This window comes from Bradyrhizobium sp. BTAi1, assembly GCF_000015165.1.
Taxonomy (GTDB): Bacteria; Pseudomonadota; Alphaproteobacteria; order Rhizobiales; family Xanthobacteraceae; genus Bradyrhizobium; species Bradyrhizobium denitrificans.
Window position 1 is genome coordinate 167631 of sequence record NC_009485.1, and the last position, 18617, is coordinate 186247.

The window sequence follows — 18617 nt, forward strand, 5'->3', positions numbered from 1 at the left end:
GAGTATGCAGGTCTGTCGTGACAACGAATGAGACATCCGGATCAGCCTGCATGACGATCAGCTCTCCGTCTCCATTCGGCGCATGATCCCTCTGAGATCGAGTCGGAGCTTGCGCGCCCCCTGGTAAGATCTCGAGCCCTAAGGCCCTTATCGCAGTCTCGCGATTCGCGACGCCGGCGCGCAGTTCTCGAGCCGAGGGCTAGTCGCGGCGGGGCGTTCGCCATCCAGCGTAAAGCATGCCAGCGCAAACCGATTGTCTTTCGGATCCGGTGAGCCCAACTGAGGATTATGCATCCTCATGATCAGACCATTTTTGCGCTGTCCTCCGGACGCCCGCCGAGCGCGATCGCTATCGTCAGGCTGTCGGGAGTTGGTGCCGGCCCGGCGCTTCAGACGCTGACAGGCAAGCTGCCGCCGCCACGTCTGGCGACCCGCGCTTTGCTTCGCGACGATCGTGGCGATCCGATCGACGATGCGGTGGTGCTGTGGTTTCCGGGACCGGCCAGCGCGACCGGTGAGGATGTCGCCGAGCTACATGTCCATGGCAGTCGCGCCGTCATCACCACGCTGGTCTCCCTGCTGTCAGCGATGCCGCAGATGCGCGCCGCCGATCGCGGTGAATTCACCCGGCGTGCTTTCGAGAACGGCAAGATCGATCTGACCGAGGCCGAAGGCCTTGATGATCTCATTCATGCCGACACCGACCGGCAGCGGCGCCAGGCGCTCCGACAGCTCAAGGGACTGCTCGGGGACAAAGCCCGGAGTTGGCGCGACCAGATCATCCAGGCGGCGGCACTGATCGAAGCCGGCATCGACTTTGCCGATGAGGGAGACGTACCGGCGGAGCTGATCGCTCCGGCGCTCGCGTGGATCAGGCAACTCCTGGCAGAGATCGAGGAGGTCTTGGCGGCACAGGGCCGGGCGGAGCGGCTGCGCGACGGGCTGACTGTGGTCATCGCCGGACCGCCGAATGCCGGCAAGTCGACGCTGATGAATCAACTGGCGCGGCGCGAGGTCGCGATCGTGTCCCCGCATGCGGGCACGACGCGTGACCTGATCGAGGTCGCGCTCGACCTCGACGGCTATCCGGTGACCGTGATTGATACCGCGGGCATCCGGCAGACTGATGATCCAGTGGAGCAGGAGGGGGTCCGGCGTGCCAGGGACCGTGCGGCTCAAGCCGATCTCGTGCTCTGGCTGACCGAAGATGACCAGGCAGAGCTGGAGCGCCAGACTGATGGTCCGATCTGGTTCGTCCGTAACAAGATCGATCTAATGATCACGGAGCAGAGCGGAGCGATCTCTGTCAGCCCCGAGAGTCCCGTGTTCGCGATCTCGGCGCGAAGCGGAGCAGGGATGTCAGATCTGCTGGAAGCTCTGGTCGGTTTCGCGCGGGACTATTTCGGCGCGACGGAGCACGGCCTGATCACGCGAGAGCGGCAGCGGACGTGGCTGAGCGAGACCGCTGCAGCGCTTCGCCGGAGCATCGCGGCCGTCGACTTGGGCGAGGAGCTCGCAGCTGAGGAGCTGCGCATCGCCGCGCTTGCGCTCGGACGTCTTTTGGGACGGGTGGATGTTGAGGATCTGCTCGACGTGATCTTTCGCGAGTTCTGTATCGGGAAGTAGCGGAGAGCAGATATACTTAACCAATCGTTCTTTGGTTAACCGGGCGTCAATTGTTTCACGTGAAACACAGCGGAACCAGAGAACTGTTCAACGCGAAATCGGCCGACGTCCGCAGAGCACTTCAGCGGGACGTTTCACGTGAAACGGCGTCGGCGCGGCCTCGATGTTTCGCGTGAAACACCTGTCATCCGAACTGCGCAATGTTTCACGTGAAACGTCTTCCGAGCATCGTCCTTGAGCGTTAGATAGTCGGCCATGAGCGATCACCTGACATCCTACGACGTCATCGTCATTGGCGGCGGCCATGCGGGCTGCGAGGCGGCCGAGGCTTCGGCGCGCATGGGCGCCCGCACCGCGCTGGTCACGCATCATTTCGCGACCATCGGCGCCATGTCCTGCAATCCGGCGATCGGTGGACTTGGCAAAGGTCACCTGGTTCGGGAAGTCGATGCGCTGGATGGATTGATGGGCCGGGTCGCTGACGCGGGCGGTATCCAGTTTCGCGTCCTGAATCGCCGGAAGGGTCCTGCCGTCCGGGGCCCCCGCGCCCAGGCCGATCGTAAGCTTTATGCCGCGGCGATGCAGGCCGCGATCCGCGAGACGGCGAACCTGACCGTGGTTGAAGGTGAGGCGGATCAGCTGATCGTTGCGGATGGACAGATCACTGGACTCAGGCTGGCTGATGGCCGGCCCTTGGCCTGCGGTGCCATCGTTATCACCACCGGCACCTTCCTCCGCGGGCTCATCCATCTCGGCGAGAAGACTTGGCCCGCCGGTCGCGTCGGCGAAGCGCCAGCGCTGGGTTTGTCGCAATCGCTCGAAGCGATTGGATTTCGTCTCGGCCGGCTCAAGACCGGAACGCCGCCGCGGCTCGATGGGACGACGATCGATTGGTCGGCTGTGGAGATGCAGCCGGGAGACGATCCGCCGGAGCCGTTCTCCGTCCTGACCCAGACTATCACGACGCCACAGATCCAATGTGGCATTACCCGGACAACGACCGCGACCCATGACGTGATCCGCGCCAATGTGCATCGCTCGCCGATGTATTCCGGCCAGATCAAGTCGACCGGCCCACGTTATTGTCCCTCGGTCGAGGACAAGATCGTTCGCTTCGGTGATCGCGATGGTCATCAGATTTTTCTGGAGCCCGAGGGGCTCGACGACACGACCGTCTATCCGAACGGCATTTCGACGTCACTGCCGGAAGAGGTTCAGCTCGCGCTGCTTCCGACTATTCCGGGGCTCGAGCGCGTCCGGATGATCCGGCCGGGCTATGCGATCGAATATGATCATGTCGATCCGCGCGAACTCGAGCCGACGCTTCAGACCAAGCGGATGCGAGGTCTGTTTCTGGCCGGCCAGATCAACGGCACCACCGGATACGAAGAGGCTGCGGCGCAGGGTCTGGTGGCCGGGCTCAATGCGGCTCTTACCGCGGGAGGCGGGGAGCCGATCGTCTTCGATCGCGCCGACGGCTACGTCGGTGTCATGATCGACGACCTCGTGACCCGCGGGATCACCGAGCCGTACCGGATGTTCACCTCGCGGGCGGAGTATCGTCTCACCCTGCGCGCCGACAATGCCGACCAGCGCTTGACCGACAAGGGCATTGCGCTCGGTTGTGTCGGGGGGGATCGCGCGCGTTTCCACCGGACGAAGATGGATGCGCTCGAAGCGGCGCGGTCGCTGGCAAGGTCTGTGACCATCACGCCGAACGAGGCCGCCAAGTACGGACTCACGCTCAACCGGGACGGCCAGCGCCGCTCGGCCTTCGAGCTGATGGCTTATCCGGAGATCGGTTTCTCCGAGGTGCGAGGCATCTGGCCCGAACTCGGCACGATCGGACCAGCCATTGCCGTCCATCTCGAGATCGATGCGAAATACGATGTCTATGTTCGTCGGCAGAGCGAGGACGTCGACGCGTTCCGACGCGATGAGGGTCTGGTGCTGGGCGACATCGACTACGCGCTCGTGCCGGGTCTCTCGAACGAAGCCCGTGCGAAGTTGACCGCCGCCAGGCCGTGGACGATCGGGCAGGCGGGACGGATCGACGGCATGACGCCGGCAGCGCTCGGAATCCTGGCAGCCTATCTCCGCCGTGAAGCCCGGCGCAGCAAAGCTATGGTCTGAAGGCGTTTCACGTGAAACAGACATCGGCGGTGGTGGCGTCCAAAGTGATCGCGGCGGACAAGGCGGCAGCCCTCGCGCTGACACCCGTTTCACGTGAAACGGAACAGCGCCTTGATCGCTATGTTGCGTTGCTGCTGGAATGGCAGGCCAAGACGAATCTGGTCGCGCCTTCGACTCTGCCGCATTTGTGGACGCGGCACATTTCGGATTCGCTACAGCTGCTGGATCTCGCGCCCGACGCAAAGATCTGGGTCGATCTCGGCAGCGGCGGCGGCTTTCCCGGTGTGGTCCTTGCTTGCGCCCTGGCCGAGCGGCCGGGCGCCGAGGTCCACCTGGTGGAGCGCATCGCCAAGAAGGCGGCCTTTCTTCGCGAAGCCATTCGCGTCACCGGCGCTCCGGGGATCGTGCATTTGTCAGAAATCGGGGATATCGTGGAGAAGTGGAGCGGGGGAGTCGATTGCGTGACCGCACGCGCCCTGGCTCCGCTACATCAACTCATCGGCTTTGCGGAGCCCTTGGTGAAAAGAGGCGCGAAAGCGCTGTTTCTCAAGGGTCAAGATGTAGAAGCGGAATTGACCGAATCTACTAAGTATTGGAAAATTGAGCCGAAACTTTACTCCAGCCGGACGGGCGGGCAGGGCTGGATCGTCGCAATCGATTGCATCGAGCGACACAACTGAATTCCGCTGACAACCGATGGCGATCGCGCATGGCCGTAATTGATCAAATTTATCAAGAAGATAGAGCCCCTCACCCGGATGGGCATCCGCGCATCCTGGCGCTCGCCAACCAGAAGGGCGGGGTCGGCAAGACCACGACCGCGATCAATCTCGGCACGGCGCTGGCGGCCATCGGCGAGCGCGTGCTGATCGTCGATCTCGATCCGCAGGGCAACGCCTCGACCGGACTCGGCATCGACCGCGGCAGCCGCAACTGCTCGACTTACGATGTGCTGATCGGCGAGGCCTCGCTGCGCGACGCCGTGGTGGCGACCGCCGTGCCGCGGCTGCACATCGCGTCCTCGACGATGGACCTGTCGGGTCTGGAGCTCGAGCTCGGCAACAGCGCCAACCGCGCGTTCCGTCTGCGCGATGCGATCGCCGGCCTGAACAACAATGTCTCGCCGGAGAACGACTACACCTATGTGCTGGTCGACTGTCCACCGTCGCTGAACCTGCTGACCGTCAACGCCATGGCGGCGTCGGACGCGATCCTGGTGCCGCTGCAATGTGAGTTCTTCGCGCTCGAAGGTCTGTCGCAATTGCTGCAGACCGTGGAGCAGGTGCGCTCGACCTTGAATCCGAACCTGTCGATCCACGGCATCGTGCTGACCATGTTCGACTCGCGCAACAACCTGTCCAATCAGGTCGTCGCCGATGTGCGTCAGTTCATGGGATCGAAGGTCTACAACACGATGATCCCGCGCAACGTCCGCATCTCGGAAGCGCCGTCCTATGGCAAGCCGGTGCTGGTCTATGACCTCAAATGCGTCGGCAGCGAAGCCTATCTGAAGCTCGCGACCGAGGTCATCCAGCGCGAGCGCGATCTGCGCGCCAACTGATCAATGCCTTTGCTCCAGATGACCTTGCGTCATCCGGGCTCTATTCGAGGATGACGGCGGATCCCGGTCGCGGGGTTCGCGATCCCTTTTTATTGTGCCGACGCGTAGCTCGGCAGCAGGACGCGAGCGGAGCTTGACGTGAATCCAAAGGAGAAGGCGATGGCGGACGAGTCGCGATCGCGGTTGGGCCGGGGTCTTGCAAGTTTGATCGGTGACGTCGGCCGCGAGGCGGGCGCGCCGCCGGAACGGCCGCGCAATCAGCGCAAGGTGCCGATCGAGTTTCTCAAGCCGAACCCGCGCAATCCGCGCAAGACGTTTTCCGACAGCGAGCTCGCCGAGCTCTCGGCCTCGATCAAGCAGCATGGCGTGATCCAGCCGATCGTGGTGCGTCCGGTCAAGGGCCAGCAGGATCGCTACGAGATCATCGCCGGCGAACGGCGCTGGCGGGCGTCGCAGGCCGCGGGTCTGCACGAGGTGCCGATCGTTCCCGTCGATGTCAGCGACAGCGATGCGCTGGAGCTCGCGATCATCGAGAATGTGCAGCGCGAGGATCTGAACCCGATGGAGGAGGCGCAGGGCTATCACGCGCTCGCCAACGAGTTCAAACGCAACCAGGAAGAGATTGCCAAGATTGTCGGCAAGAGCCGCAGCCACGTCGCCAACATGATGCGGCTGACCAAGCTGCCGGCCGAGGTGCAGGGCTTCATTGCCACCGGCGAGATTTCGGCCGGCCATGCGCGCGCGCTGATCAACTTGCCGGATCCGCTGACTGCCGCGAAGAAGATCATCGCCGAAGGGTTGAACGTTCGTCAGACCGAGGCACTCGCGCATGACGAGGGTGTGCCCGAGCGCAAGCCGCAGAAGCCGCGCAGCTCCGGCGGCGGCGCAGCGCCGGAGAAGAAGGATGCCGACACGCTGGCGTTGGAGAAGCGCGTCGGTGATGCACTCGGTCTCACGGTGTCGATCAGCCACCGCGATCCTGGCGGCACGGTGCAGATCACCTATCGCAGCCTCGAGCAGCTCGATGAGGTGATGCGGAGGTTGGAGCAGGGTTAGAGCATGATCCGGAAAAGTGGAAACCGGTTTTCCGAAAAGATCATGCTCAAATAAAGAGGAAAGATCATGAGGCGTTTCCGTGGAAACGCATCATGATGGGCGGGCTTGACGAAGTTCTAGTTTGACGGTGCTACTCATCCGACGACCCGAACGATCGCGCTTGCCCAAGGCGCTTCCGCGCTCTCCTTGGTCATTCCGGTCTCGCCGCGCTGGCGGGCGTCGCCGCGGAATGACGCTGGAGGTTGGCGCTCCGCCTTGTGCCTCAATGCGATGTCGATGTGAGATCAGCCGGCGTCCTGATGAGGACCGATCAGCCCTTCCGCCGCGCATTCACCGCGATCGACAACAACGTCCGCTGCGCGATGGCCGCGGCCAGTCCCGGCTGCTTGCGCATGTCGAGTGCGGCGGTGGCCAGCTGGTCGATGATCGGCAGCAGCCGGGCAGGGGAGAAGTTGCGCAGCGCCGTCTCGGCGCTCGGCTTGCGTGAGAAATGCAGTCGCGGAAAACCACCCTCCAGGATGCTCGATACCGGCGTCCCCGAGGCGACGGCGAGCGCTGATTTGTGCAGCCATGCGGCGTGCCGTTGCGCCGCCGAGATGATGACACCGGGATAGGTGCCGGCGATCATCGCCTTGCCGAACTCGGTTTCGACGACATCCGGCTTGCCGCCGAACGCGCCGTCGACGATCGGGTCGAGCTTCATCTCCGAGGCATCGGCGACGACAGCCATGACATGATCGAGCGTCACTTCGCCCTCGCCATGGGCGAACAAGGTCAGCTTACGCAACTCGTTGCGCGAGGCCTGACGGTCGCCGCCGAGCAGCGCCATCAACGAGGCCCTGGCATCCGGCGCGATGCGCAAAGCGGCGACGCGGAGCTCCTCGTCGATCAGCCGGGCCAGATCGCGCTCGGTGTCCGGATAGCAGCCGATCGCCGCCGCTGTCGTCGCCTTTTCGCAGATCTTGCGCAACGGTGAATCCGGTCTGATATCGCCGGCCTCGATCACGATGCGGCAGTCCCGCACGGTCATCTGGCTGAGCGTTTCGACCCCGGACGCAAAATTGCGCGATCCCGCGCGCACCCGGATGGCGCGGCGGCCGCCGAACAGCGGCACCGTCATGGCCTCGTCGACGAGCCTTGAGGGCTCGGCGGCGAGTTCGTCGCCATCGAGTTTCACGACGGAAAATGGATCATCCGGATTGTCGACGGCTGACGCCATCAGCGTGTCGGCGCGCTCGCGGACCAGACCGGTATCGGGGCCGTACAGCAGAATCAGCGGCCGCGCGGGATCGGGTCGGCCCAGGAAGGCGTCGATGTCTTTTCCGCGCAGCGCAACCACGGCGGTGTCAGCCGTGTCTCAGGTGCCCGCGGTGAAATAGGCCGCGAGCCTGGTCTTGATGTTTTCGGCGATCTGCTCGGCGGCGCGGTCCTCGGCGTCGCGGAACGCGCGCTGGCGCGAGAATCGCTGATACGATCCGGGAATGTCGTAGGAGGTGCGGGCGAAGGTTGTCCCGGTCATGACCGACTTGTTGGTGGCGAGCTCGACCAGATTGTACTGGGCGTCGATGCCGACATTCTCGGTGGTCGGCAGGCCCGTGGTCTGCGACACGATCAGGGACGACCGGCTGGTCTGGAACTTCAGCACCAGTTTGTGCGTCGGCGCCGTGCCGGTCGCGGTGCCGTAGAGCTTGAAGGCGAGTGCATTGCGGATGCCGACGCCGATGCGCGCCTCCGGCGACGCGTTCGGCTTGTCGACCGGCGGCAGCTCGATGCCGGCCAGCTTGTCGCGCAGTCCGGGCGTGCCGTCGGCATGCTCGGCATACATCGGCTGGAAGCAGCCGGCCGTCAGGCCAGCCAAAGCGGCCACGGCGACCAGGCGCGCAGCGATCCGAAACCTAGCCGACGACATTCACGATCCTCTTGGGAACAATGATCACCTTGCGGACGGGCTTGCCATCCAGCGCCAATTTTACTGCATCAAGGGCCAAAACGGCAGACTCAATTTCCGGATTCTGCGCGTTGCTGGCGACTGTGACTTCTCCGCGCTTCTTGCCGTTGACCTGCACGACAAGGGTCACGCTGTCCTCAACCAGCAAATCTCGTTCGATTTGCGGCCAGGAGGCCTCCGAGATCAGCCCGCCCTGGCCCAGCACCTGCCAGCATTCTTCAGCCAGATGCGGCATCATCGGCGAGAACAGCTGCACCAGGATCTGGGCCGCCTCGCGGATCGCCCAGGCCAGGTCGGGCGCCGGCTTGGCCGGCCGCGCCAGCACCTCGGCCAGCGCATTGGCGAATTCGCGGATATGCGCCAGGCAGACGTTGAAATGCAGCCGCTCGATGCCGCCGGTCACCTTGTCGAGCGCGCCATGCGCGGCCTTGCGCAGCGCCAGCGCGTCCGGGCCGAACGTGGCCGGGCGGGAGGAGGGCGCCTCTTGGCCTGCTGCGACCGATTCGTTGACCAGCCGCCAGAGACGCTGGACGAAGCGTGCCGCGCCCTGCACCCGCTCGTCGCTCCAGATCACGTCGCGGTCCGGCGGCGAGTCCGACAGCATGAACCAGCGGGCGACGTCGGCGCCGTAGCTCTCGATGATGTCGTCGGGATCGACCGTGTTCTTTTTCGACTTCGACATCTTCTCGATCGGGCCGATCGTGATGTCCTCGCCGGTCGCGGTCAGCACCGCGCGGCGGCCATTGCCGCCGACCTCGATCTTGACCTCGGCCGGATTGACGTAGGTGCCGTCGGCCTTCTGGTAGGTCTCATGCACCACCATGCCCTGCGTGAACATGCCGGCGAACGGCTCGTCCATCGCGACGTGCCCGGTCGCCTTCATCGCGCGGGTGAAGAAGCGGCTGTAGAGCAGATGCAGGATCGCGTGCTCGACGCCGCCGATATACTGGTCGACCGGCATCATCCGGTTGGCGACATCGGGTGTGGTCGGCGCGGTCTCGTTCCACGGATCGGTGAAGCGGGCGAAGTACCAGGACGAATCGACGAAGGTGTCCATGGTGTCGGTTTCGCGGGTCGCCTTGCCCCCGCATTTCGGGCAGGTGACGTGCTTCCAGGTCGGATGGTGGTCGAGCGCGTTGCCCGGCTTGTCGAAGGTGACGTCGTCCGGCAGCACCACGGGCAGGTCCTTAGCCGGCACCGGCACGACATCGCATGTCGGGCAATGGATCACCGGGATCGGGCAGCCCCAATAACGCTGCCGCGAGATGCCCCAGTCGCGCAGGCGGAAATTGACCTGGCGCTCGCCGACCGCCGCGCCGCCGCGCTGCTCGGCCTCGAGCCGCTTGGCAACCTCGTCCTTGGCCTGCGCGATGGTCATGCCGTCGAGGAAGCGCGAATTGATCAGGCGCCCGTCGCCGTCGAAGGCGGTGTCGGTGATCACGAACGACGCCGGGTCCTGCCCCTCCGGGCAGACCACCGGCGTGTTGCCGAGACCGTATTTGTTGACGAAGTCGAGGTCGCGCTGGTCATGCGCCGGACAGCCGAAGATGGCGCCGGTGCCGTACTCCATCAGTACGAAATTGGCGACATAGACCGGCAGGGTCCAGCTCGGGTCGAACGGATGCACCGCGCGGATGCCGGTATCGAAGCCCTGCTTCTCCGCGGTGTCGATTGCCTCCTGGGCGGTGCCGATGCGCTTGATCTCGGCGATGAACGCGGCGAGTTCCGGGTTCTTGGCCGCGGCCGCCTGCGCCAGCGGATGGTCGGCCGAGATCGCCATGAACTTGGCGCCGAACAGCGTGTCCGGTCGCGTCGTGAAGATCTTCAGCTCGGTCTCGCCCGCCGGTGTGGTCTGCGGATCCAGCGCGAAGCGGATCAGCAGGCCCTCGGAGCGGCCGATCCAGTTGCGCTGCATCAGCCGCACCTTGTCGGGCCAGCGGTCCAGTCCGTCCAGCGCGTCCAGCAGCTCCTGCGAGTACTTCGTGATCTTGAACACCCACTGGTTCATCTCACGCTGTTCGACCACCGCACCGGAGCGCCAGCCGCGGCCGTCGATGACCTGCTCGTTGGCGAGCACGGTCATGTCGACCGGATCCCAGTTCACCTTGCGCTGCTCGCGCTCCACCAGCCCCGCCTGCATGAAGTCGAGGAACATCTTCTGCTGGTGCTTGTAGTAGGACGGGTCGCAGGTCGCGAACTCGCGGGCCCAGTCGAGCGACAGGCCGATCGAGCGCAGCTGCTTCTTCATTGCCGCGATATTGTCGTAGGTCCATGCTTTCGGCGCGACCTTGCGCTCGATCGCGGCGTTCTCGGCCGGCAGGCCGAACGCGTCCCAGCCCATCGGGTGCAGTACGTTGAAACCCTTGGCGCGCATGAAGCGCGCCAGCACGTCGCCCAGCGTATAATTACGGACATGGCCGATATGGATGCGCCCCGATGGATAGGGAAACATCTCGAGTACGTAGTATTTCGGACGCGGATCGTCGTTCTTGGTGGCGAAGATCGCCTTCTCGTCCCACTGGCGCTGCCAGCGCGGCTCGGCTTCACGGGCGTTGTAGCGTTCGGATGTCATGGAATCGCTTGTAATTTTCGAGGATTCGCGTCGTTTCAAGACGGCGGACTAGGCCACAAAAGCGGCACGCGGGTCAATGGGGCGGGAGATGATGATACCATTTCGAGCATCAACTAAGCGACGGTAATTGCGCGTTTTTTAGCGGCTCCGTCAGGGGTGTCGAAGGTTCGATTGAGGCACGGTTAAGACTTGAATGGGAGACTGAGTGCATAATCAAGATCCCCAGCCAGCATCTTGGAACACTCCGCATCGTGTCCGGCGCTACGTTCGACGAGCTTGACTTCGAGTACGCGACGACGGTCGCGGACAAGGCCATGCGTTCCATGGCTCAGCAGCGCGTGCCCCCCACGCCTAACAACTTCCATTTGTGGTTCAAGTACTCGCTGGGATCGGCGTCGGACCTGAAGCGTGCCGTCGACATTCTTGTCAGCAACAAGCGGAAGTTCGACAAGACCACAAACCAGGCGCTGTTCGACACCTATATCGGCCAGCAGGGAACGGAAGCGGCTGTCGTCCATAAAGTCTCGCAACAGCTGCATGGCGTGATGGACTCCGCCAAGAGCTATCTGACCGCCGCCATCGCCGACAACCGCACGCATATGGCGGCGATCGACGGCGTCGCCGAGCGCAGCGAGCAGGGTGTCGATCCGAAGATCCTGATCGAGAATCTCGTCAGCGAACTCGCCCAGGCCACCGCGCGGGCGGCCAAGCTCGAAGCGAGCTTCGCCGAGAAGTCGCGCGAGCTCGACACGATCAGAGACTCGCTCAACAAATCGGAGCAGCGCGCGCGCACCGATACGCTGACTGGTCTGCCAAATCGCCGCGCGCTCGAGGAATTCTTCCGTCACGCCCAGATCGAGTCGATGGAGAGGGACGAGCCGCTCAGCATCCTGCTGATCGACGTCGATCACTTCAAGAAGTTCAATGACAATTACGGTCACGGTGTCGGTGATCAGGTGCTGCGCCTGGTGGCCAAGGCACTGCGCGAGCGGGTCCGCGACCAGGATCTTCCGGCACGCTATGGTGGCGAGGAGCTGATCGCAGTGCTGCCGCAGACCGATCTCGAAGGCTGCCATGCCATTGCGGAACGGATCCGGCGCACGATCGCGGATTGTCAGTTCACCCGGCGTTCAACCGGCGAGGTGCTGCCCCAGATCACCGTGTCGATCGGCGTGGGCCAGTTCCAGTTCGGCGAATCGATGGCCGATCTGATCGACCGCTGCGACCGCGCCCTCTATCTCGCCAAGAAGCTCGGCCGCAACCGCGTCATTACCGAGCTCGAGCTCGACCGCAAGCTCGCGGTCGGCTGACCATCTTGCGCTGCTCATCCCGCGCGCGCCACGCCAGTTGCTTCGCGAGCAGAGTCCACCAGCCCATGCGCAATGACGGTGTTGCGGCCGTGGTGCTTTGCGGCATAGAGCGCGGCGTCGGCGGCTTCGATCAGGTCGGTCGTCGCGAGCGCGTCGTTGGGCCGCGCAGAGGCCACGCCCACGCTGACGGTGACGCAGCGATACGCCGAAGTCGCATGCGGCAGGTTCAGCTCGAGCACCGCATAACGGATCTGCTCGCCGATCTCGAAAGCCTGCCGCGCATCGATGCCGGGAATCAAGAGACAGAACTCCTCGCCGCCATAACGTCCGGCAAAGGCGTCGGTGGCTTGCGCGATCTGCGCCAAGGTCTCGCCAAGCCGGGACAGGCAGGCATCGCCTTCCGGATGGCCATAGGTGTCGTTGTAGAGCTTGAAGTGATCGACATCGATCATCAGCAGCGAGAGCTCGGCGCCGGTCTGCAGGGCGCGCGCCCATTCGACGTCGATATGGTTCTGGAAGCCGCGCCGGTTGGCCAGTCCGGACAGCATGTCGATCGAAGCCATCACGGTGAGCCGGTCATTGGCGGCAATGAGCTCGCGCTCACGCTGGCCGAGTTTGGCGGCCATGGCATTGAACGACTTCGCCAGCGGCACGAATTCCGAGGGCAGGTTCTTGGTGGCGACACGCGCCGACCATTGGCCGAGCCCGAAGCGCTTCGCGGTCGCCGCGAGCATGTTGACGGGCTTGACGATCAGCTTCTCCGCCGCAATCAGCGCGCCGAGCAGCACGATCAGGCAAACCAGCCCGGCCTGCAGATAGGCGTTGCGGATGTCCCGGTCGATCGCGGCCGTAACGCGGGTTTCATCGATGCTGACGATCAGGCGCGAGCCGGTGTCGGCGATGCGCGTGAAATTGATCGCGCGTTTTGATCCGTCGGCGGCCGTGAACGAGACGGTGTCCGAAGGCTTGTCGGAACTCATCGCGGTCTCGGCCACCGCCGACAGCAGGGGCACGCTGTCGAGCGGCCGTCCGATCAGCTCGGTGCGATCGGTCGGCGCGGCCAGCACGGTTCCCTCGCTGTCGATCAGCACCGCCGTGATTCCCGGACGGCTGCCAAGATTGCTCATGATCTTGGACATCCATTCCAGATTGACACTCGCCAGCATGACGGCGTCGGGCTCCCCGGTGATCGCTGCGACCGGATAGGCGGCCATGACGATCGGCATGTGCGTCGGTTTCGACAGCAGATAGTCGCTGAACACGAAGTCGCGGGTCTCCTGCGCACCGCGGAAATAAGGCCGCTCGCTGAAGTCGAGACCGACATATTGATTATTGGTGGAGCATTGGATGCGTCCGTCCCGTCCGGCGATCATCAGGGTGCGGATCCAGGGCAGCGTTGTCGGCAGGCTGGCGCGCAGCATATCGCAGCTGCGGCTGACGCCGGACGCCGACGCGCGGACATAGGCGGTGGATTTCAGCACCGTTTCGACCGACATGATGACCTCGCGCTGCATGTCGGCGCTTTGTCGGGCGATATTGAAGAACTCTTCGGAAGCGAGCGCAATCTGTCGCGTGCGGGCGGTTTCGAGCGACCGCGCGCGTTCCAGCATCAACGGCGCAACCAGGATCACGGCCAGCAGCGCCAGCCGTGCCCGAATCCCCAACAGCCGGTTCAGCTTCACTCTATTGCGATTGAAGCGGATGCTTGGCATTTTTTCCCCCTGCCCCCGATCGCGCAAGGTAGGGAGAAGGGTTCAAGAAGCCTTTCCCGAACTCCGTAAAATTGCAGCCAAACCCGTAAATCTACCGACGGACACCCTCGTGCCAGATGCCCCGACCAGCTTCACCTCGTCTTCACCATCCGCGCTCACTGCAGTCGAGCAGGAGATCCTGCGGGCGTGCCGCGACGCCAAACGCGAGCGAGCCTCGGTCACCTTGATCGCCGTGTCCAAGACGTTTGCGGCGGATGCGATCGAGCCGGTCATCGCGGCCGGCCAGCGCGTGTTCGGCGAGAACCGGGTCCAGGAAGCCAAAGGAAAATGGCCGGCGCTGATGGCGGCGCATCCGGGGCTGTCGCTGCATCTGATTGGGCCGTTGCAGTCCAACAAGGCCAAGGAGGCGGTGGCGCTGTTTGACGCCATTCATTCGGTGGATCGTCCGAGCCTGTGCGCCGCGCTCGCCAAGGAAATTGCGGCGCAGAACAGGCATCCGCAGCTGTTCGTTCAGATCAACACCGGCGAGGAGCCGCAAAAGGCCGGCATCGCGCCCGGTGAAGCCGACGCGTTCGTGGCGGCCTGCCGCAAGGATTATGGGTTGGAGATTTCCGGCCTGATGTGCATTCCGCCGGTCGACGAGGCACCGGGTCCGCATTTCGCGCTGACCGCCAAGATCGCGGCGCGCAACGGCCTTGCGAATCTGTCGATGGGCATGAGCGCCGATTTCGCCACGGCCATTCAGTTCGGCGCCACGCATGTGCGCGTCGGCTCGGCGATCTTCGGCCATCGCTGACGGGACACGCAGCGGCTGAGGCCACCACGCGCGAGAATGAGCGTCGTTAGGCGAAGCGCACCGAGACCCGTCCGAGGTCCCCGAAATCGACGTCCATCCTGTCGCCACTGCCGATCGGCAGTGGCGGATGGCAGGTGCCGGTCGTGACCACCTGCCCTGCCCGTAACGTCAGTCCCAGCGCCCGGAGTTCGTTGACCAGCCACGCCAGCGCCACGCGGGGATCGCCGAGCACGTTGCGACCGTGGCCGATGAAGTCCCGGCCGCTGAGCGTAATCCGGGGGCGTTCCTCGACCAGATCACGGCTGCGCCAATCCGCGGTCGCCGGAGCGCCCAGCACAAACAGGTGGGCGCAGGCATTGTCGGCGATCAGCTGCGCCTCGCCGGCCGTGACGAAATCGGCGAACCGCGAATCAGGGATCTCGATGGCTGGATGCAGCGTGGCCACGGCGGCGAGCACCTCGGCGACGTCGTAGGGCATGGTCCGCGGCGCCAGGTCGTTGGCCATGCGAAAGGCGAATTCCGGCTCCGCGACCCGCATCGCGTTGCCGGCCATCGATGCCGTGCCGTCATCGGGCAGCACGGTCTCGGCGAGAATCCGGCCCGCCAGCGGTCCGGCCACGTTGATGTGGCGCTGCCCGGCTTCGCTGGTCGCCGCGATCTTCCAGCCGAACAAGGGCGCGCTGGATTGCGACTCGATCTCGGCCTGGATGGCGTAGCCCTCGGTGCGGTTGCGTGGCTGCAGATCTGGGGGCAATGCCGCGAACTTGCTGCCCTCGCGCCAATGCTCACGCAGGATCCGCGAAGCCGATACGGCCTGGCTCGGCGTGAGCATGGTGTCCTCCCTCAGAATCTTGTCATTCGATGATGATCCTGGTGCGCGGGCCGATGCTTTGCAACAGCCGCAACATTGCCGACCGGGTCATGGCCACGCAGCCGGCGGTGGGGCCGAAATTCGGCCGCGCCAAATGCAGGAACACAGCGCTGCCCCGTCCGGCGATCCGGGGCCGCGTGTTGTGGTCGATCTCAATGATGAAGTCATAGAGATGGTCGCTGCGCGCCAGCCGGTCCCCCGGCTGATCGCCGCCCAGCCGAAACGGCCGGTTGTAGCGGCGATCGGCCGGATCCTCGCACCAGGCGTCCTCGGGGCCGATCGGACGGACGGGGAGCCGGGTCTGCGGCCGCCGGTGGCGGTCGGCCCGCCACCACAGCCGGCGTGGCCGGAAGAGGCCGCGCGGCGTGCCGCCGTCGCCCTCGCGCTTATTGGCCAGGATGCCGCCGCGGCCCAGGGCAACGGGGATGATCAGTCCCTCCATGATCAGCCAGCCGCGCCGCCGATTCCCGGCGGCGGCCCGGACCCGGATCGTGGTAGTTGGCATACCAGATGATCCCTTTGCGTCATGATATGAAACAACGCGCCTCTTCATTGCCATGCATTGCCCGTCAATTGCCTTAATGTCGGCAAATGGTCCCGCGCGGGGTCACACAGGACATTCACCTCATTCCCTTCCCAAATCTGGAGTACAGTGTCGGGCGCTTGTGAATCGGTAACAGCCCCCTACTTCAAGACGAAACAGGGCTGATGAGCCTGTTTTGCCCACCGTCGAAGGCGCCCATCATTCGATCCCCGCCGGCGCCAGCAAGAGGATTTGTACCAATGGCCAATGCCCGCAAGATCCTGATCGTTGATGACGACACCGATCTGCGCGACACACTGATGGAGCAGCTGTCGCTGCATGACGAGTTCGAGGCTCAGGCGGTCGATACCGGCGCCAAGGGCGCCAGCGCGGCGAAGGCCAATTCCCCCGATCTGGTCCTGATGGATGTCGGGCTGCCCGACACCGATGGTCGCGAGGTGGTGCGCAGCCTGCGCAAGGGCGGTTTCAAGGCCCCGATCATCATGCTGACCGGGCACGACACCGATTCGGATACGATCCTGGGCCTGGAATCCGGCGCCAATGACTATGTCGCCAAGCCGTTCCGCTTCGCCGTGCTGCTGGCGCGCATCCGCGCCCAGCTGCGCCAGCACGAGGCCAGCGAGGATGCGGTGTTTTCGGTCGGTCCGTACAGCTTCCGCCCCGGCTCGAAGATGCTGACCGGCGCGAACGCCCGCAAGGTCAGGCTCACGGAAAAGGAAACGGCCATCCTGCGGTTCCTTTACCGTGCCGGCCAGCAGCCGGTGTCGCGCGAGACGCTGCTGCAGGAGGTGTGGGGCTACAATTCCGGCGTCACCACCCACACGCTGGAAACGCATATTTACCGTTTGCGGCAGAAGATCGAGAAAGATGCCGCAAATCCAGAGATTCTGGTCACGGAGGCCGGTGGCTACAAGCTGGTGCCGTGATACGTTCGGGGATGGCGGTCCGCCGTCTATGATATTGGATTAATTCTGCCTTCCCCGGGCTCTCGATGTCGATCGAAGATGATATTGCGCTGTTGGAGCGCGTCCCGACGCTGCGGCTGTTGGGACGCGAATCCCTGCGCATGCTTGCGATCGGGTCCGAGCCGCGCAACATCCAGAGCGGCGAGGCGCTGTTCCGCGAGGGCGACACGGCTGATTGCGGCTATGTGGTGCAGCGCGGCTCGCTGCGCGTCAGCGACCAGGTCGGAGCCGAGGTTGTCGCGACGCCGGGCATGCTGATCGGCGAGCTGGCGCTGCTGGTGGAGATGCGACGCCCTGCGACCGCGACGGCCCTGGAATATGCGTCGGTGGTTCGGCTTTCGCGCAGCCTGTTCCAGCGCGTGTTGGAAAGCGATGCCGTCGCGGCACGGCGGCTGCGCGAGGAGTTCGCCAATCGGGCGACACGGCTGGCCGGCGACATCCTGAAGGCCGGCGCCAAGCTGATGTCGTGACCTCTGGACCATGAGGCGTTTCCACGGAAACGCATCATGATCATTCCGCGTTGTTGACCAGGGTCTTTTCGGAAAATGCGGTCTCCACTTGTCCGGATCATGCCCGAATTACACGTCGAGCGTCACCGTCACCGGGACATGATCTGACGGACGCTCCCAGCTGCGGGCGTCGCGCAGGATGCTGAAATCGGTGACATTGTCCTTCAGCGCGCGCGACACCCAGATGTGGTCGAGCCGCCGGCCGCGATTCCCGACGGTCCAGTCGGCGGCGCGATAGCTCCACCAGGTGTAGACCTTCTCCGACATCGGGATCCGCTCGCGGGCGACATCGACCCATGCGCCGTGGCTCTGCGCCGCCAGCAGCTTCTCGCATTCGATCGGCGTGTGCGACACCACCTTCAGAAGCTGCTTATGCGACCAGACGTCGTGCTCGTGAGGCGCGACATTGAGGTCGCCGACCAGGATGTGGCGGTCGTCGCCGCGCGGGTGCAACGGCTCGCACGCTTTCATCTCGTCGAGGAATTGCAGCTTGTGCTCGAATTTCGGATTGAGCGCGGGGTCGGGAATGTCGCCGCCGGCAGGCACGTAGAAATTATGCAGCACCAGCGGCCGGGCCAGCTGCGCCTTCTCGCCGAAGGCCACCGAAATATGCCGGGAATCCACCTTGTCGCAGAACGTCCTGACGCCGGTGCTGTCGAACGGCCATTTCGAAATCACGGCGACGCCGTGATAGCCCTTCTGGCCGTTCAGCGCGATATGCTCATAGCCGAGCCGCTTGAATCGCTTCAGCGGAAAGGCGTCGTCGATGCACTTGGTCTCCTGCAGGCACAGCACATCGGGCCTGACCTGCTTGATGAGCTTGGCGACGAGGTCGATGCGCAGGCGCACCGAATTGATGTTCCAGGTGGTCAGGACGAGACGCATGAGACGTGCGTCATACCATGGATTGCGCGCTCGTCAGCGTTCTGGGCGCGGACCACCAGCCCCGGAGCGGGCCGCACCGGGCGTTTTGATCGGCCTTATCCCCAGCTATCGGCGCGCCGAACGTGAACG

Annotated in this window: 16 protein-coding genes; 9 read left to right on the forward strand and 7 right to left on the reverse strand. The window is 64.2% G+C overall.

Going from position 1 to position 18617, the window contains the following annotated elements; translation table 11 throughout:
• Positions 1-288 precede the first annotated feature (288 nt).
• The 5 genes from mnmE (at position 289) to BBTA_RS00800 (ending at position 6376) form a co-directional block, all read left to right on the forward strand.
• Positions 289-1626: a tRNA uridine-5-carboxymethylaminomethyl(34) synthesis GTPase MnmE gene (gene mnmE / locus BBTA_RS00780; RefSeq protein ID WP_011942682.1), complete on the forward strand. Its 1338-nt coding sequence runs from the start codon at positions 289-291 to the stop codon at positions 1624-1626.
• A 255-nt stretch (positions 1627-1881) separates the two neighbouring features.
• Positions 1882-3759, forward strand: coding sequence for a tRNA uridine-5-carboxymethylaminomethyl(34) synthesis enzyme MnmG (gene mnmG, locus BBTA_RS00785; RefSeq protein WP_011942683.1), 1878 nt, complete (start codon positions 1882-1884; stop codon positions 3757-3759).
• An 11-nt stretch (positions 3760-3770) separates the two neighbouring features.
• Positions 3771-4439: a 16S rRNA (guanine(527)-N(7))-methyltransferase RsmG gene (gene rsmG, locus BBTA_RS00790; protein ID WP_011942684.1), complete on the forward strand. Its 669-nt coding sequence runs from the start codon at positions 3771-3773 to the stop codon at positions 4437-4439.
• A gap of 29 nt (positions 4440-4468) precedes the next feature.
• Positions 4469-5320 carry a ParA family protein gene (locus BBTA_RS00795; protein WP_011942685.1) on the forward strand — a complete coding sequence of 284 codons (852 nt, stop codon included), beginning with the start codon at positions 4469-4471 and terminating at the stop codon, positions 5318-5320.
• A 159-nt stretch (positions 5321-5479) separates the two neighbouring features.
• The gene (locus BBTA_RS00800) at positions 5480-6376 is read left to right on the forward strand and encodes a ParB/RepB/Spo0J family partition protein (RefSeq protein WP_011942686.1); all 897 of its coding nucleotides are present in this window, start codon (positions 5480-5482) and stop codon (positions 6374-6376) included.
• A gap of 310 nt (positions 6377-6686) precedes the next feature.
• Here BBTA_RS00800 and holA read toward each other — a convergent pair whose 3' ends face one another.
• From holA to leuS, 3 genes are read right to left on the reverse strand one after another with little or no spacing between them, the layout of a single operon-like run.
• Positions 6687-7715, reverse strand: a complete 1029-nt coding sequence (gene holA, locus BBTA_RS00805; RefSeq protein ID WP_011942687.1) for a DNA polymerase III subunit delta — start codon at positions 7713-7715, stop codon at positions 6687-6689.
• 18 nt (positions 7716-7733) lie between these two features.
• Positions 7734-8285 carry an LPS assembly lipoprotein LptE gene (gene lptE, locus BBTA_RS00810; protein WP_011942688.1) on the reverse strand — a complete coding sequence of 184 codons (552 nt, stop codon included), beginning with the start codon at positions 8283-8285 and terminating at the stop codon, positions 7734-7736.
• Positions 8272-10896 (reverse strand): leucine--tRNA ligase, encoded by a 2625-nt coding sequence (leuS, locus tag BBTA_RS00815; protein WP_011942689.1) that lies wholly within the window; start codon positions 10894-10896, stop codon positions 8272-8274. Before leuS ends, lptE begins: the two co-directional genes overlap by 14 nt.
• A gap of 323 nt (positions 10897-11219) precedes the next feature.
• Here leuS and BBTA_RS00820 point away from each other — a divergent pair, with 323 nt between their 5' ends.
• Complete coding sequence (locus BBTA_RS00820) at positions 11220-12206, forward strand: GGDEF domain-containing protein (protein ID WP_011942690.1); 987 nt, start codon at positions 11220-11222, stop codon at positions 12204-12206.
• A gap of 14 nt (positions 12207-12220) precedes the next feature.
• On the opposite strand, the gene BBTA_RS00825 is transcribed toward BBTA_RS00820, so the two are convergent.
• Positions 12221-13918, reverse strand: coding sequence for a diguanylate cyclase (locus BBTA_RS00825; RefSeq protein ID WP_011942691.1), 1698 nt, complete (start codon positions 13916-13918; stop codon positions 12221-12223).
• Positions 13919-14027: 109 nt separating this feature from the next.
• Here BBTA_RS00825 and BBTA_RS00830 point away from each other — a divergent pair, with 109 nt between their 5' ends.
• Positions 14028-14714, forward strand: a complete 687-nt coding sequence (locus tag BBTA_RS00830) for a YggS family pyridoxal phosphate-dependent enzyme (RefSeq protein ID WP_011942692.1) — start codon at positions 14028-14030, stop codon at positions 14712-14714.
• Between the two features lie 46 nt (positions 14715-14760).
• Here the strand turns inward: BBTA_RS00830 and BBTA_RS00835 are convergent, their stop codons facing one another.
• Together BBTA_RS00835 and BBTA_RS00840 are read right to left on the reverse strand one after the other, a co-directional pair.
• Positions 14761-15546 carry a 2-keto-4-pentenoate hydratase gene (locus BBTA_RS00835; RefSeq protein WP_011942693.1) on the reverse strand — a complete coding sequence of 262 codons (786 nt, stop codon included), beginning with the start codon at positions 15544-15546 and terminating at the stop codon, positions 14761-14763.
• 22 nt (positions 15547-15568) lie between these two features.
• Complete coding sequence (locus tag BBTA_RS00840; protein WP_011942694.1) at positions 15569-16090, reverse strand: L,D-transpeptidase; 522 nt, start codon at positions 16088-16090, stop codon at positions 15569-15571.
• Positions 16091-16368: 278 nt separating this feature from the next.
• Between BBTA_RS00840 and BBTA_RS00845 the strand changes: the two genes are divergently transcribed.
• Both BBTA_RS00845 and BBTA_RS00850 read left to right on the forward strand, forming a co-directional pair.
• Positions 16369-17055, forward strand: coding sequence for a response regulator transcription factor (locus BBTA_RS00845; protein ID WP_006612692.1), 687 nt, complete (start codon positions 16369-16371; stop codon positions 17053-17055).
• A 65-nt stretch (positions 17056-17120) separates the two neighbouring features.
• Entirely contained in the window at positions 17121-17564 is a 444-nt protein-coding gene (locus BBTA_RS00850) for a cyclic nucleotide-binding domain-containing protein (RefSeq protein ID WP_041750244.1), read from the forward strand.
• Between the two features lie 108 nt (positions 17565-17672).
• Here the strand turns inward: BBTA_RS00850 and BBTA_RS00855 are convergent, their stop codons facing one another.
• Complete coding sequence (locus BBTA_RS00855) at positions 17673-18488, reverse strand: exodeoxyribonuclease III (RefSeq protein ID WP_011942696.1); 816 nt, start codon at positions 18486-18488, stop codon at positions 17673-17675.
• Between the last annotated feature and the right edge of the window lie 129 nt (positions 18489-18617).

Coding starts and splice junctions, on each gene's coding strand:
- mnmE (WP_011942682.1), top strand. CDS start 289: ATGCATCCTCATGATCAGACCATTTTTGCGCTGTCCTCCGGACGCCCG.
- mnmG (WP_011942683.1), top strand. CDS start 1,882: ATGAGCGATCACCTGACATCCTACGACGTCATCGTCATTGGCGGCGGC.
- BBTA_RS00795 (WP_011942685.1), top strand. CDS start 4,469: ATGGCCGTAATTGATCAAATTTATCAAGAAGATAGAGCCCCTCACCCG.
- BBTA_RS00800 (WP_011942686.1), top strand. CDS start 5,480: ATGGCGGACGAGTCGCGATCGCGGTTGGGCCGGGGTCTTGCAAGTTTG.
- lptE (WP_011942688.1), bottom strand. CDS start 8,285: ATGTCGTCGGCTAGGTTTCGGATCGCTGCGCGCCTGGTCGCCGTGGCC.
- leuS (WP_011942689.1), bottom strand. CDS start 10,896: ATGACATCCGAACGCTACAACGCCCGTGAAGCCGAGCCGCGCTGGCAG.
- BBTA_RS00820 (WP_011942690.1), top strand. CDS start 11,220: ATGGCTCAGCAGCGCGTGCCCCCCACGCCTAACAACTTCCATTTGTGG.
- BBTA_RS00825 (WP_011942691.1), bottom strand. CDS start 13,918: ATGCCAAGCATCCGCTTCAATCGCAATAGAGTGAAGCTGAACCGGCTG.
- BBTA_RS00835 (WP_011942693.1), bottom strand. CDS start 15,546: ATGCTCACGCCGAGCCAGGCCGTATCGGCTTCGCGGATCCTGCGTGAG.
- BBTA_RS00840 (WP_011942694.1), bottom strand. CDS start 16,090: ATGCCAACTACCACGATCCGGGTCCGGGCCGCCGCCGGGAATCGGCGG.
- BBTA_RS00845 (WP_006612692.1), top strand. CDS start 16,369: ATGGCCAATGCCCGCAAGATCCTGATCGTTGATGACGACACCGATCTG.
- BBTA_RS00850 (WP_041750244.1), top strand. CDS start 17,121: ATGTCGATCGAAGATGATATTGCGCTGTTGGAGCGCGTCCCGACGCTG.
- BBTA_RS00855 (WP_011942696.1), bottom strand. CDS start 18,488: ATGCGTCTCGTCCTGACCACCTGGAACATCAATTCGGTGCGCCTGCGC.